Annotated in this window: 15 protein-coding genes; 3 read left to right on the forward strand and 12 right to left on the reverse strand. The window is 73.8% G+C overall.

What is annotated here, in order from left to right; genetic code table 11:
- Positions 1-9 precede the first annotated feature (9 nt).
- Entirely contained in the window at positions 10-582 is a 573-nt protein-coding gene (locus OG871_RS28825; protein ID WP_371500713.1) for an N-acetyltransferase family protein, read from the reverse strand.
- 121 nt (positions 583-703) lie between these two features.
- Between OG871_RS28825 and OG871_RS28830 the strand changes: the two genes are divergently transcribed.
- The 3 genes from OG871_RS28830 to OG871_RS28840 all read left to right on the forward strand — a co-directional run bounded on the left by OG871_RS28830 (position 704) and on the right by OG871_RS28840 (position 3,733).
- Positions 704-1,885, forward strand: coding sequence for an acyl-CoA dehydrogenase family protein (locus tag OG871_RS28830; RefSeq protein ID WP_371500715.1), 1,182 nt, complete (start codon positions 704-706; stop codon positions 1,883-1,885).
- Positions 1,886-1,969: 84 nt separating this feature from the next.
- Positions 1,970-2,329 (forward strand): hypothetical protein, encoded by a 360-nt coding sequence (locus tag OG871_RS28835; RefSeq protein ID WP_371500717.1) that lies wholly within the window; start codon positions 1,970-1,972, stop codon positions 2,327-2,329.
- A 117-nt stretch (positions 2,330-2,446) separates the two neighbouring features.
- Positions 2,447-3,733 (forward strand): multidrug effflux MFS transporter, encoded by a 1,287-nt coding sequence (locus OG871_RS28840; protein WP_371500719.1) that lies wholly within the window; start codon positions 2,447-2,449, stop codon positions 3,731-3,733.
- Positions 3,734-3,761: 28 nt separating this feature from the next.
- Here OG871_RS28840 and OG871_RS28845 read toward each other — a convergent pair whose 3' ends face one another.
- From OG871_RS28845 to OG871_RS28895, 11 genes are all read right to left on the reverse strand, one after another.
- Positions 3,762-4,730 (reverse strand): hypothetical protein, encoded by a 969-nt coding sequence (locus tag OG871_RS28845; RefSeq protein ID WP_371500721.1) that lies wholly within the window; start codon positions 4,728-4,730, stop codon positions 3,762-3,764.
- 90 nt (positions 4,731-4,820) lie between these two features.
- Entirely contained in the window at positions 4,821-6,560 is a 1,740-nt protein-coding gene (locus OG871_RS28850; protein ID WP_371500723.1) for a glycosyl hydrolase family 18 protein, read from the reverse strand.
- Between the two features lie 713 nt (positions 6,561-7,273).
- Positions 7,274-8,191: an ABC transporter substrate-binding protein gene (locus OG871_RS28855; protein ID WP_371500724.1), complete on the reverse strand. Its 918-nt coding sequence runs from the start codon at positions 8,189-8,191 to the stop codon at positions 7,274-7,276.
- Positions 8,188-8,883, reverse strand: coding sequence for an ABC transporter permease (locus OG871_RS28860; protein ID WP_371500726.1), 696 nt, complete (start codon positions 8,881-8,883; stop codon positions 8,188-8,190). The genes OG871_RS28855 and OG871_RS28860 overlap by 4 nt, the downstream gene beginning before the upstream one ends.
- A complete protein-coding gene (locus OG871_RS28865; RefSeq protein WP_371500727.1) occupies positions 8,880-9,548 on the reverse strand; it encodes an ABC transporter permease in 669 nt (222 codons plus the stop codon). Before OG871_RS28865 ends, OG871_RS28860 begins: the two co-directional genes overlap by 4 nt.
- A complete protein-coding gene (locus OG871_RS28870; RefSeq protein WP_371500729.1) occupies positions 9,538-10,653 on the reverse strand; it encodes an ABC transporter ATP-binding protein in 1,116 nt (371 codons plus the stop codon). The genes OG871_RS28865 and OG871_RS28870 overlap by 11 nt, the downstream gene beginning before the upstream one ends.
- Before the next feature lie 57 nt (positions 10,654-10,710).
- Entirely contained in the window at positions 10,711-11,154 is a 444-nt protein-coding gene (locus OG871_RS28875; protein WP_371500730.1) for a rhodanese-like domain-containing protein, read from the reverse strand.
- Positions 11,148-11,681 (reverse strand): cysteine dioxygenase family protein, encoded by a 534-nt coding sequence (locus tag OG871_RS28880; RefSeq protein ID WP_371500732.1) that lies wholly within the window; start codon positions 11,679-11,681, stop codon positions 11,148-11,150. The genes OG871_RS28875 and OG871_RS28880 overlap by 7 nt, the downstream gene beginning before the upstream one ends.
- Positions 11,682-11,985: 304 nt before the next feature.
- Positions 11,986-12,789 carry a glycosyltransferase family 2 protein gene (locus OG871_RS28885; RefSeq protein ID WP_371500734.1) on the reverse strand — a complete coding sequence of 268 codons (804 nt, stop codon included), beginning with the start codon at positions 12,787-12,789 and terminating at the stop codon, positions 11,986-11,988.
- A 159-nt stretch (positions 12,790-12,948) separates the two neighbouring features.
- The gene (locus OG871_RS28890) at positions 12,949-13,158 is read right to left on the reverse strand and encodes a hypothetical protein (RefSeq protein ID WP_371500736.1); all 210 of its coding nucleotides are present in this window, start codon (positions 13,156-13,158) and stop codon (positions 12,949-12,951) included.
- A gap of 7 nt (positions 13,159-13,165) precedes the next feature.
- Positions 13,166-13,558 (reverse strand): hypothetical protein, encoded by a 393-nt coding sequence (locus OG871_RS28895; protein WP_371500738.1) that lies wholly within the window; start codon positions 13,556-13,558, stop codon positions 13,166-13,168.
- Positions 13,559-13,602 lie beyond the last annotated feature (44 nt).

The following is a 13,602-nucleotide window of genomic DNA, read 5'->3' on the forward strand; positions in this document are numbered from 1 at the left end:
CGCCGCGGCTCACCCGGCCGGCAGCGGCAGCGACTTGTGGAAGAACGTGGTCGGCCGCAGCACCCCGGCCGGGTCGGCGGCGTACCGCGGCACGGTGCCCAGCCTGGTCCAGCCGGCCGCGTCGTACAGCCGCTCGGCGGGGCTGCCGGTCTCGGTGTCCAGCAGCAACAGGCCGACCCCGAGCACGACCGCCTGCCGCTCGGCGTGCCCCAGCAGCTCCCGGCCCAGGCCTCGGCCGCGCGCCGCGCTGTGCACGATCAGCTTGGCCAGCTCGGCCCGGTGACGGCTGTTCGGCATGGTGCTCAGCCGCAGCTGGACGGTGCCCAGCAGGCGGCCGGTCGCGCCGTCCCGCGCCGCCCAGAGCGCGATCGAACCGTCCGTCACCCCGCTCGCGAGGCCCCGCCACCAGGCGGCGGCCTCGCCCGCGTCCAGCGGGTCCAGGAAGCCCACCGAGGAACCGCCCGCCACCGCGTCCGTCAGCAGCTCGCCGAGCTCCCCGGCACCGGCCAGCAGTTCCCCGGCCCCGAGGCGCGTGATGGCGGGAACGGCGGGAACGGCCGGCGCGGTGGGCAGCTCGGGCATGTCGGGCTCCAATCGTCGGTCGACTGTGGGCATCATCTCGTACCGGCCGGTACCGCGGGCGCGGCATACTCGTCGCCGCGGCCCCACCCCCGCCGCGCCGTCACCGCCCGAGGAGACCGCCATGGCCACCACCCCCGACCGCCTCGACCCGGCCGACCTGCTCGCCGTCGGGGAGCTGCTCACCGACGAGGAGCGGCTGATCCGCGACACCGTGCGGAAGTTCACCGAGGAGCGGATCCGCCCGGAGATCGGCGACTGGTTCGAGCGCGGTGTGTTCCCGGTGCGCGAGCTCGCCCCCGAACTCGGCCGGCTCGGCGTGCTCGGGATGCACCTGGACGGCTACGGCTGCACCGGCTCCACCGCGACCGAGTACGGCGTCGCCTGTATGGAGCTGGAGGCCGCCGACTCCGGGCTGCGCAGCTTCGTCTCCGTCCAGGGCTCGCTCGCGATGCGCTCCATCCACGCGTTCGGCTCCGAGGAGCAGAAGCAGCAGTGGCTGCCCGAGCTGGCCGCCGGCCGCGCGATCGGCTGCTTCGGCCTCACCGAACCGGACTTCGGCTCCGACCCGGCCAACATGCGCACCCGCGCCCGCCGCAAGGGCCAGGACTGGGTGCTCTCCGGCTCCAAGATGTGGATCACCAACGGCTCGGTCTCGGACGTCGCGGTCGTCTGGGCGCAGACCGAGGACGGTGTGCGCGGCTTCCTCGTCCCGCGGGGCGCCGCCGGCTTCACCGCCAACGACGTGCACGGCAAGCTCTCGCTGCGCGCCTCGGTCACCAGCGAGCTGGTCCTCGACGAGGTGCTGCTGCCCGCCGACGCGATGCTGCCCGGCGTGCGCGGCCTGCGCGGCCCGCTCTCCTCGCTCAACGAGGCCCGGTACGGGATCCTCTGGGGCACCGTCGGCGCGGCCCGCGACTGCTACACCGCGGCGCTCGACTACGCGAGGACCCGGATCCAGTTCGACCGGCCGATCGCCGGCTTCCAGCTGACCCAGCAGAAGCTGGTCGACATGATGCTGGAGGTGGAGAAGGCCTACCTGGTCGCCGTCCGGATCGGCCGGCTCAAGGACGAGGGCCGCAGCCTGCCCGCCCACGTCAGCTTCGGCAAGCTGAACAACGTCCGCACCGCGCTGGAGATCGCCCGCTCCGCCCGGACGATCCTCGGCGCCAACGGCGTCACCACCGCGTACTCGCCCCTGCGGCACGCCAACAACCTGGAGTCGGTGCTCACCTATGAGGGCACCTCGGAGATCCACACGCTGGTGCTCGGCGAGGCGATCACCGGTGAGGCCGCCTACCGCTGACGCCCGACCGGCCCGGATAACCGGTGGTGGCCGCGGGGCGCGGCTGGCTACGGTGCACAGCGATCCCGAAGGAGACCCGCACCCGTGACCACCACCGACACCACCACCCTCTGGCGTCCCACCGGCCCTGCGGAGCTGGCGCTGGTCGAGGCCGCCGACTGGCGGGCCTGGCCGCCGCGGCTCCCGGAGCAGCCGATCTTCTACCCGGTGCTGAACGAGGACTACGCCGTCCGGATCGCGCGGGACTGGAACGTCCCGGCCTCCGGCGCCGGCTACGTCACACGCTTCGAGGTGGAGACCGCCTTCCTGGCCCGCTACCCCGTCCGGCAGGCCGGCGGGGAGACCATCCTGGAGCTGTGGGTCCCCGCGGAGGAGCTGGCCGAGTTCAACCGGCACCTGGTGGGGCGGATCGAGGTCGTGCACGAGTTCCGCGCCGCCGCCTGACCGGACGGGGACAGACCGCCGACTGCCCCACACCCCCGCCACGATCGGGGGCCCCGGGTTTCGCGGGACCGTCCGCGTGCGATAGGACGGGGCGTAACCGCCACGCGAAGGAGCCCCATGGCATCCCCATCCGTCGACGCCGACGGGGACCGCTCGACCGACTCCGGCCCGATACCGGCGACCGCCGCGCCGCCGAGCCCGACCACCGTGGTCGTGCTCGGCGGCCTCGTCGCGCTGGGCCCCCTCACTCTCGACCTCTACATGCCGGCCCTGCCGGCGCTCACCACCGACCTGCACTCCACCGTGCCGGCCGCCCAGCTGACCATCACCGCATCGATGATCGGCCTGTCCCTCGGCCAGCTGCTGTTCGGCCCGCTGAGTGACCGGCTCGGCCGGCTGCGGCCGCTGACGGTCGGCCTGGTGGTCTACACCCTCGCGACCGTGGTCTGCGCCCTCGCCCCGTCGATGCCGGTGCTGATCGGCGCGCGGCTCGTCCAGGGCGTCGCCGGCTCGGCCGGGCTGGTGATCTCCCGGGCGATCGCCCGGGACCGCTACGAGGGCGTCGCGATGATCCGCTTCCTCGCCTCGCTCGGCATGATCTCCGGACTGGCCCCCATCTTCGCCCCGGTCGTCGGCGGCCAGATCCTGCGGTTCACCCCCTGGCGCGGCACCTTCGCCGTGCTCTCGGTGCTCGGCGCGGCGCTCACCCTCGGAATGCTGTTCGTGCTCCGCGAGACGCTGCCCCCGCAGCGGCGGCACGCGGGCGGGCTCGCGGTCACCTTCCGCGCCATCGGCGGCCTGCTGAGGGAGCGGCCCTTCGTCGGGTACGTGCTGACCAGCACCTTCGCCTTCGGGGCGCTCTTCGCCTACATCGGCGGCTCCTCGGTCGTCCTGCAGGGCGTCTACCAGGTCTCCCCGCAGACCTACAGCCTGATCTTCGCCACCAACTCGGTCGCCGTGGTGGCCTTCACGCAGCTCAACGGCCGGGTCCTGGCCGGGCGGTTCAGCCAGTCCGTGCTGATGCAGGTGGGGCTCGCCGCCGTCGGCCTCGCCGGCGTGGCGCTGATCGCCTTCACCACGGTCTGGGACGTCGGGCTGGCGGGCGTGTGGCCCGCGCTGTTCCTGCTGATGGCCGGCCAGGGCCTGATCCTGCCGAACTCCGCCGCCGGAGCGCTCACCATGGCCCCGCACGCGGCCGGCTCGGCCTCCGCCATGCTCGGCACCAGCACCTTCCTGTGCGGCGCCGTGGTCGCCCCGCTGAGCAGCATCGGCGGCGAGCCCTCGGCGGTCGCCCTCGGCGCCGTCGTACTCACCTGCGCCGTCCTCGCCGGGGCCGCCTACCTGCTGCTCTGCCGCCCGTGGGCCCGGCCCGAGCCGGTCGCGGACAGCCCGGCGGCCGCGTAGCCGTACCTCTGCTCCCGCCCCGGTGGGGCTACCGCCTGCCCCGGGCGAGCAGTTGCGACTGGGCGTAGGAGGCGAAGCCCGCCCCGGCGGCGGTGGCCGTCGCGTCGGTCGCGTTGCCGCCGGGTTTGGTCGTGCCGGAGACGGTGTAGACGGTGTAGCGGCCGATCGCGCCATGGGTGCCCGGGCAGCCTTCGGTGGTGCAGAACGAGGTGCTGCCGGCCGGGACCAGGCCCTGGACCTGGCCCTTGTGGCCGGCGGCCGCGGCGTCCGCGTTGGCCTTGGCGTCGAACACGGCGACGCCGATGGTCACCGCGCTGGTCCCCGAGGTGTAGGTGGCCCGAAGCATCGCCCGGCAGCCCTGGGCGGTGACCGGGTCACCGAGGTGGCCGGTGGTGGCGTTCCAGCAGGGGTCCGCCGAGCCGGTGGCCACCCTGGTCCAGGTCTTGCCGTTGACGGTGAGGGTGGTCGAGGAGAACAGGCCGGCCGGATCCAGCGGAGCGGTGTCGGTGGCCGCGGCGGAGATCACGGTGAGCGGGTCCGGAGGCCCGGCCGGGACGGACGGCGCGGCGGAGGCGCCGCCGGGCTTGCCGGTGGCCTTCGCGGAGGCCGACCGCGACGCGCTCGCCGAGGCGCCGGGCGAGGCGGACGTGGAGGCGGACTGCGAGGGCAGGGCCGAGGCGGTGGGTGACGGTGTCTCGGAGGAGCCGCCGAAGGCGAGCGCCGTCGGGCTGTCGGAAGCCGGGCTGGGCCGCGCGTCACCCGCGGCCGCCGGGGACGGCTTCCCGCCGGTCACCGCGACGGCCGTGGCAGTGAGCCCGCCGATCACCAGGGTGGCGGCCACCGCCCCGCCGACGACCCGGCGCTGCCTGCGCCGCCGCTGCTCCTGGTCGTGCTGCTCGGCCAGGGCCGCCCAGTCCGGCCCGGTCTGCGGCTGCCCGGCGGGCTGCGGTCCGTTGGGCCCGCCCCAGCCGTTGCCTGTGCCCCACCCGTCACTCATGGTCAGCGATCCTAGAACACCGGAGCGATTTCGCGGGACGGTCCCGCAGGTCCGCCCGGAGGACCGTGCGGACCTGCGGGGCCGGAAGGGTCAGGAGACGGTGAAGTCGTCCCCGTACACGCTGCCCTGCCCGAACCAGCCGTGCAGGTAGACGGTGACGGTGCCGGAGGCCCCGGTGGTGAACGGCACGCTCAGCCTGGTCCAGCCCGTGCTGGACGTCCAGCTGCTCGCCGTGGCACCGCCGCTGACACCCAGGAAGGCGTAGCTGCCCTGCACCCACGCGCTCAGGGTGTACCTGGTGTCGGGCGCGAGGGTCACGCTCTGGCCGCACTCGCCGGTCTGACCCGCGGTGGCCGCCGCCTGGAGGGACCTGCTCCCGGCGTGCACCGGCGTGGAGACCACGGCGCCGCCGCTCTGGCACGTCCAGGGGCTCAGACTGCCGCTCTCCAGGCCCCCGTTGACCAGCCCGCTCCCGCCGGACCCGTTGACGGTCAGGGTGTAGGTGGCGGTGCGGCTGCCGGAGGGGGCGGTGCCGGTGACGGTGAGCGGGTAGCTGCCGGGGGCGGCCGCGGCGGTGGTGGTGATGGTCAGGCCGGCGGCGGTGCCGGCGGTGACGGAGGAGGCGCTCAGGCTGGCGGTGACGCCGGCGGGTGCGCCGGTGACGGCGAGGTTGACGGTCTGCGCGGAGCCCGCGGTGACGGCGGTGTTGACCGTCGCGGTGGCCGAACCGCCCGGGTTCACGGCGCCGTTGGCGGGCGCCAGAGCGACCGAGAAGTCGTTGGTGCTCTGGCCGCCGCGGGTGAACGGCGCGAAGATCCGCGAGAAGTCCCAGGTGTTCTGGTTGATCCCGGAGCAGCTGTCGGAGCCGGCGGTGCCGGGGCAGCCGCCGTTGTCGCGCTGCAGCGCCCAGAAGGACAGCGTGTTGATGCCCTTCTCGGTGGCCCAGTTGTAGACGTTGGTGGCGTCGGCCAGGGTGAAGGTCTCGGCCGGGCCGAAGTCGTCGATGCCCAGCATCTCGATGATGCCGATCGAACCCCACAGCTGCGCGGGCGACTTGGCCGGGTAGAGCTTGGCGAGCTGGTTGTAGAGCCCGGTGGTCGCGGTCTTGGTGTCCTCGCCCATGGTGTGGGCGGCGTTGTCGTAGTAGTCGAAGGTCATCTGGTTGACGACGTCGATCCGCGCGTTGTTCTGCACCGCGTTCTTGAGCACCGCGAGTCCGCTGGCGGCGAGCCCGCCGGTGGTGGTCGGCAGCGTGTACGAGAACTGGATGGAGCGGCCGTTGGCGGCGGCCCAGTCCTGTACCAGCTTGATCGCCTTGTTGCGGCGGTCGATGCCGGCCGTGTTGGTCAGTGAGTTGTCCTCGATGTCGAGGTCGATCCGGCTGATCTCGTAGGTGGTGATCACCTTCTCGAAGGCCGCGGCGATGGCGTTCACGTCGGTGCAGCTGTCGGCGAGTTCGGTGCCGGTGTTGTCGGCGGTGTAGCCGCCGAAGGACGGGATGACGTCGCCGCCGTCGGCCCGGATGGTGGTGATCTCGCTGCCGAAGACGGTGGAGGAGACCGGCATCCCGGTGTCGCCGTTCCAGTACGGCGTGCAGGATCCCTTGGCGGCGGTCTGGAGGAAGGCCATGGTCAGGTGCTTGGCGCCGGACTGGGCGGCCAGGGTGGCCGGATCGGCGCCCGTCCAGGCCTCGAAGTAGGGGGCGAAGACGTGCTGCGGCAGCGGGGTCGCCGCATGGGCGGTGCCGCCGCCGACGACCAGCAGGCTCGCCGATGCGGCCACGGTGGCACAGGTGGTCAGCAGGGCCTGGATCGATCTGTACAGGCGCATGGATGCTCCAACAGACAGGAAGGAAGGCCGCCGGCCCGGACCTGGACGCGGCGGTGACTGCCGCGGCGGCGGCAGGTACGGCTGGGGTGGTGCGGCGGTGCACGACAGCACAGCCGGCCGGTGGTCACACCCCCACGATGCGTCCCGGTCGGAAGACCACCGCCTATGTTTGGACTAGACCAGTCGTCTGTCAAGAGCCCTAACAGTTCGTCAGCGCAGCGTCCGGCGCCGGTGTCCCGGGCGGACGTCCCGCTTGCCGAGCCCGCCACCGATCCGAGATGATCGCTCTCATGTGCGACTTCGACCGGGAGGGCGGCCACCGCCCGCGCCGATGAGCCCCGCACCGCCGCCCGGGGAGGCGGCAGGCCAGGGCCCCGAGTCGCTCGTCACCGCCGCACCGTGCGGCCCCGCCCGGGAAGCCCGGGCCGACATGCGACCGGACGCAGGAGGAGCAGCGGACTTCCGCACGCCGCCGGTGCGGGCGGTGGTGGCGCCGTGGGACGCGGGTGTCGGCCCCGGCGCGGAGGCGGACCCCCGTGCGGCGTTCGCGACGCGGGCGGGCGGCGGCCGGCCGCGGGGGCCGCGGGAGAAGGTACGGACCGCGGGCCCGGTGGCCGGCGCGCGGTTCCGCTGATGACCACTCCCGGGTCGGACGCCGGGGGGCGCCCGACCCGGGAGTTGTTCCACCGCCTCGACCGGCGGCGGGGGGACGATCAGCCGAGGTTGTTGGCCTTCAGCCAGTCCTTGGCGACCTTCTGCGGGTCCTCCTTGTCCACCGCGACCTTGGTCATCAGGGCGGTCAGCCCGGCGGTGTCCAGCTTGGCGGAGACGGCGTTCAGCGCGGCGGTCGCGGTCGCGTCCACACCGGCCTTGTTGACCAGCGGCGTGACGTTCTGGGAGCTGAAGGCGTTCTTCGGGTCGGCCAGCGAGACCAGCTTGAACTGGACGATCCGCGGGTCGGTGGTGAACACGTTGCCGACCTGGATGCCGCCGTCCTTGAGGGCGTTGGCGGTGGTGTCGGCGGTCGGCTTCCACTCCTTGAAGGTCAGCCCGTAGACGTCCTTGAACTGCTGCTCGCGGCGCGACCTGAACTCCGGCGGGCCGCCGAGGGTGAACTCGCCCGCCTTGGCGCCGAGGTCCGCGATGCTCTTGAGCTGGAACTTGTCCGCGGTCTCCTGGGTGACGGTGAGCGAGTCCTTGTCCTCGGCCGCCGCCGAGTCCAGTACCGCCAGCTCGGCGGGCAGCTTCTGCTGCAGCGCGGCGTTGACGTCCTGGGTGCCGGTGGCGGTCGCCTTCGGGTCCAGGTAGCCGAGCAGGGCGCCGTTGTACTCCGGCAGCACCGTCAAGCTGCCGCTCTGCAGCTGCCCGTACAGCACCTCGCGGCTGCCGATGTTGAACTTCTCCTCGACCTTCACGCCCTTGGCCTTGAGGGCCTGCGAGTAGATCGAGGCGAGCAGCACGTTCTCCGGGAAGTTGGCCGAGCCGACCACCACGGTCCTGCCTCCGGTCCCCGAGGCGGCGCCGCCGCTGCCGGGCGCCGCCAGCGGGTCACTGCCGCCCGAGGAGCTGCAGGCGGCCGCGCCCAGCACGATCGCGGCGGCGGTGAGGGTTCTGACCAGACGGGACGTCATAGTGCTTCCTTGGGAGTGGTGGCGGACCGCCGGACGCGGGCGCCGGGCGGCAGGGTGAGACGGATCAGGAGGGCGAACACCAGCTGGGTGGCCACGGCCAGCAGCACCACCAGCAGGGCGCCGCCGAGCGTGGTCGGGAAGTCGCGGGTGGCCAGCCCGTCGATGACATACCGGCCGAGCCCGCCGAGGCCGACGTAGGCGGCCACCGTGGCGGTCGCGATGACCTGGACGGCCGCGGTGCGCAGGCCCGCCAGCGCCGTCGGCAGCGCCGCCGGGACACACACGCCGAACAGCACCTGGCGGTGGGTCAGGCCGATCCCGCGGGCGGCGTCGCGGACCTCCGGGTCGGTGCCCGCGATGCCCTCGGCGGTGGCCACCAGCAGCGGTGGCGCGGCCAGCGCGACCAGCGGCACCAGTACGGCGAGGTCGTCGACCCCGGCCAGCAGCACCGCCAGGGTCACCAGGCCCAGGGTGGGCAGCGCCCGGGCGACGCCGGTGAGTGCGGTGACCACGAAGGTGCCGCGGCCGGTGTAGCCGATCAGCAGGCCGACCGGGATCGCGAGCACCGCCGCGAGCAGCAGGGCCTCGCCGGAGATCACCAGGTGTTCGGCGATCCGGTGGGCGATCGCGTCGGGGCCGCTGCGGTGGTCCGGGGCGGTGAAGAAGGTGCTGAGCCAGCTGAACCAGTTCATCGGCCGGCCCCCGCCCGCCGGGTCGCCCACGGGGCGAGCAGCCGCCGGGCCAGCACCAGCAGCAGATCGGTGACCAGCGCCAGCAGCGCCACCAGGACGATCCCGGCCACGATCGGCGTCGGGAAGGTCCGCTGGAAGCCGTCGATGAACAGGTAGCCGAGACCGCCCCGGCCGACCAGCGCGCCGACCGCGGCCAGCGAGATGGAGGCGACCGCCGCCACCCGCAGCCCGGCCGCCAGGAACGGCACCGCGGCGGGCAGCTCGACGGCCGTCAGCCGGTGCCAGTGGCCGTAGCCCATCGCGGTGGCGGCCTGCCGGACGGCCTCGGGCACCGCGCGCAGCCCGTCCACCGTGGTCGGCAGCAGGACGGCGACGGCGTAGAAGGTGAGCGGGATCATCACCGTCGCCCGGGTGGCCAGCCCGGTGTACGGGATCAGCACCACGAACACGGCCAGCGAGGGCAGGGCGTAGACCACGTTGAACAGGCCGGCCAGCGGCTGGTACAGCTTCGGCCAGCGGGTGCAGGCGAGGCCCAGCGGGACGGCGACCAGGGTGCCGATCAGCACCGGGACCAGGGCGATCACGGCGTGGTCCAGGGTGAGGTCCCGCAGGTAGCCGAGATGGTCGCCGATCCAGTTCCAGCGGACCAGGGGTTCACCGTCCACCGGGCGCCGCCCCGTGCTCGGCCTCGGCGGGCTTCCCGGCGGGTTCCTCGGCGGGTTCCTCGGCTGCGGACGGGGACGTGACGGTGGCAGGCCCGGTGGCGGCGAGGACCGTCGCCCGGTCCGCGAGGCCGGTGGCCCGGCCGGTGTCGTCCACCGCGACGGCCGCACCGGCGGGGGAGAGCACCGCGGCGTCCAGTGCGCTGCGCAGGGTGTCCCGCCCGGGGTGGAAGGCGGGCGCCGGGTGCAGTCCCGCGCTGTGCGGGGAGCGCCAGCCGAGCGGCCGGCCGTCCCCGTCCAGGGCCAGCTGCCAGCCGCCGGGGCGGTGGGTCACCGGCTCCAGGCCGAGGCCGTCCGCCGGCCGCAGCCCGAGGCCGCGCAGCCCGCGGTCACGGCCCAGGAAGGCCGCCACGTCGGCGTCGGCCGGAGCGGTGAGGAGGGTGTGCGGATCGGCCAGCTGGGCGATCTCGCCGTGCTCGCGGAGCACCACCACCTGGTCGCCCAGGCGGACGGCCTCCTCGATGTCGTGGGTGACGAACAGCACGGTCTTGTTCAGCTCCGACTGCAGGCGCAGCAGCTCCTCCTGCAGACCGGCCCGCACCACCGGGTCGACCGCGCTGAACGGCTCGTCCATCAGCAGGACGGGCGGGTCGGCGGCGAGCGCCCGGGCCACTCCGACCCGCTGCTGCTGACCGCCCGACAGCTGGTACGGGTAGCGGGTGCCCGTCTCCGGGGACAGGCCGACCAGCTCCAGCAACTCCTGGGCGCGGGCCCGGGAGCGCCTGCGGTCCCAGCCGAGCAGCCGCGGCACGGTGGCGATGTTCTCCAGCACCCGCCGGTGCGGGAACAGGCCGGCCTGCTGGATCACGTACCCGATGCCGCGGCGAAGCCTGGCCGCGTCCTGCTCGGCGACGTCGACGCCGTCCAGCAGCACCCGGCCGGAGGTCGGCTCGACCATCCGGTTGACCATCCGCAGGATCGTGGTCTTGCCGCAGCCGGACGGACCGACCAGGACTGTTATTCGCCCGGCGGGGACGTCGAGGTCAAGGCCCCCGACGGCGACCGTGCCGTCGGGGTGGCGCTTGGCGGCGCCGTCGAATCTGATCACAGGGTTGGTCCTCAGCGGTGGCCGTGCGGTGGAATCGAACAACTGTCGAACGGTAAGTCAGCCATGCTGGTGCCCGGGCTCGGCTCGGCGCAAACCTTGATCCGCCGGACGGGTCGGCAGCCCGGCCGCGGCCCAGGCGACGAAGCCGCCGTCCAGGTCCGTGGCCCGGTGCAGGCCCAGCTCCCGCAGACTCGCGGCCGCCAGACTCGACGCATACCCCTCCGAGCAGACCACGATCACCTCGATCTCGCTGCCGCTCGCCTCGGGGATCCGGTGACTGCCCGTCGGATCAAGCCGCCATTCCAGCACATTGCGCTCGATGATCAGCGAATCGGGGATCTCGCCCTCCCGGGCACGCTGAGCGGCCGGACGGATGTCCACCAGCAGCGCACCCCGGGCCGCCGCCTCCTGAGCCTCCGTCGGCCCCGGCCGGTGCACCCCGACCCGCGAACGCGCCACCAGCGCGTCCACCCCGCTCACCCGACCGGCCGCGCTCACCACTGCTCCGGCCCTTCCACCGCGGTCCGGACCAGGCCGCCGACCCGCAGCTCGTACCGGGACATCCCGCCCAGCGGCGGCGAGTACGCGTGGATCGTCACCGCCGGGCCCGTACCGGTGTTGCGCACGTCGTGCAGGTACTCCGGGCCGAACGCGCGCTCCGTGCCGCGCCCCAGACGCCGGATCAACAGCCCCTGCTCGGGACCGCCCAGCGACAGCTCCTCCAACTCGCCCAGCGCGACCGTGAACGCCCCGCGCGAGCCGCCGTGGTCGTGGAACCCGGTGGACTGCCCCGGCAGCCAGCTGATCAGCCACACCTCGTGGTCCGCGTCCGCCGCCAGCCGCTCGTACCAGCGGTCGTCGCCCGCCAGTCGGACCCGGTGGAGCCACTCGTCGGGCCGTTCGGCCAGCTCACGGACGATCTTCCGCAGGGCGTTCGGGGACAGCGGCTGCGGCGCGGCCGGTGCGGGCGCCAAAGCCGGTGCCGGCGTCTGCGGCGGCGTCAGCGTCGGCGCTGGAACAAGACTCACAACACTCATCGGAGGTCCTCAACGAGCCGGAGGGACGGCGGCGCCCCTGCGCGACAACAGCACGGGACACCGACCGGAAGGACGGGGGAGACGTCAGTGGAACAGGGCCCCGGAGAACGGCACAGGGCGGAGACGAACGGTCAGCGGGCACACATGTCGCTCGCCTGGCGTCGCAGATCGACGTGCAGGCGGCAGACCAGAGCGGTGCCGGGCTTCATGCGCCGAATCGTTCACGACAATCCCCCACCGAGTCAAGCCGGGTCCACCCCCCGGACCAACCCCATCCCCCCACCGGCCCCCCAGCTCACCGCCCCACCCGGGCCCGCCACCGCAGTGCGGCCACCCGCTGGCGGACCATCGCCACCTGGTCCCCGAGACCGCCCCGGTGCCGGGCCACCCGGGTGGAGAGCTGGCCCTCGTGGAGGCGGTACCGGAGCGTGTCGGCGCCCACGTAGACGCCGGGGTGGACGGCCGACACGGCCATCAGCAGGGCCGTGTCGTCCATTCCCCACAGTGCCGGCCACCCTCCGAACTCCAGCAGCACCGAGCGCCGCCACATCACCCCGGCCGGGTGCAGCGGTACGGAGTAGGCCGAGGCGGGCTCGGTCCGCCAGTGCCGGTACACCTCGCCGGGTGCGAGCAGACCGGGGCGCAGCTCCAGCGCGACGGACACCAGTGAGCCGTCGGGCAGCAGGTCCCGGGCGTCACCGACGGCGTAGGCGGCGTCGGGCCGCTCGCGCAGCGCGCCGGCCAGCAGGGTCAGCGCGTCCGGTTCCAGCTCGTCGTCCGCGTCCAGGTTCTGCACCAACTCGCCCCGGCAGCGGGCGAGTCCCCGGTTACGGGCCTCGGCGGGCCCGTACCCGCCCGGCCGCTCGCTGCCGCCGACGGTCAGCCGCCCGGAGGTGTGGGCCGGCAGGAGGGCCGGCGGCAGCGCCGGGACGGGCCCGTCGAACTGCAGCACCCACTCCCAGTCCGTGCCGTGCTGTGCCTCCAGGGAGGCGAGGGCGTCCGGAAGCGTCGCGACCCGGCCCGTCCGGCAGGCGGTGAGCACGGAGACGGTGGGGGCCGGCCCCGAGGGCGTGCTGTCCTGGCCGTCGCGTGCGCGCATGGCTCCCCCGGGTCGGCAGGTCGACCCGGTCGATTCTATGTTCGACGCGCAGCCTGGCCCGTGGCCGGTTCGTCCGGGCCGGCGGCGGCGCGAACGACCGTAGACCTGCCCTCGGGGAAGGGCAGGTCTACGGTGGCTGAGGGTGGGGGTGTGGGGGTGTCAGTTGTCCTCGGTGGCGTTCTGGTCGGCTGCGGCGGCTGCGCTTTCGGCGGCGTCCAGTTTCTGCTGGAGGTCGGCGAGTTGGGACTCGTCGAGGGTGGCGGAGGGGGCCGCCTGGTGCGGGGTGGCGGTGTCGGGGCCGCAGGCGGTGAGGAGGAGGGCGGCGGTGAGGGCCGCGGCCGCGCAGGCGGCCTTGGTGCGTCGGGTCACCGGCCGGTCACTTGCCGGTCGACGGGGACGCGCTCTGGGTGCCGCACCAGGTCGCGACGGACTTGAGGTCGTTCTGGCGGGTCTGCAGGGTGGTGACCAGGCTCTTGCGGAAGGTCAGCCGGTCGTTCAGGTAGGTCTGGATCTCGGTGTGACCGGCGGTCTTGGCGTTGTTCACGCGCTGTTCCAGCCGGGCGACCGAACCGACCGTGCCGGCATCGCCGTTGAGCCGCTCCAGGGACTTGGCGACGCGCTCCTCGGTCTTCGGGAGGCGCTTGCAGATGGCCTTGGCGCCGTCCCCCTTGGGCGTCGGGGCGGCCTCGGCGGGGGCGGCTGCGAGCAGTGCGCCCGCGACGGCGAGCGAGGCGACGGCGGCCGCGGTGGCCTTACGGTTGACGAGCACAGTGGCCTCTTCTCCGGTTCGCGGATGTCGGTGGTTCCCGACTC

Source organism: Kitasatospora sp. NBC_00374 (genome assembly GCF_041434935.1).
Taxonomy (GTDB): Bacteria; Actinomycetota; Actinomycetes; order Streptomycetales; family Streptomycetaceae; genus Kitasatospora.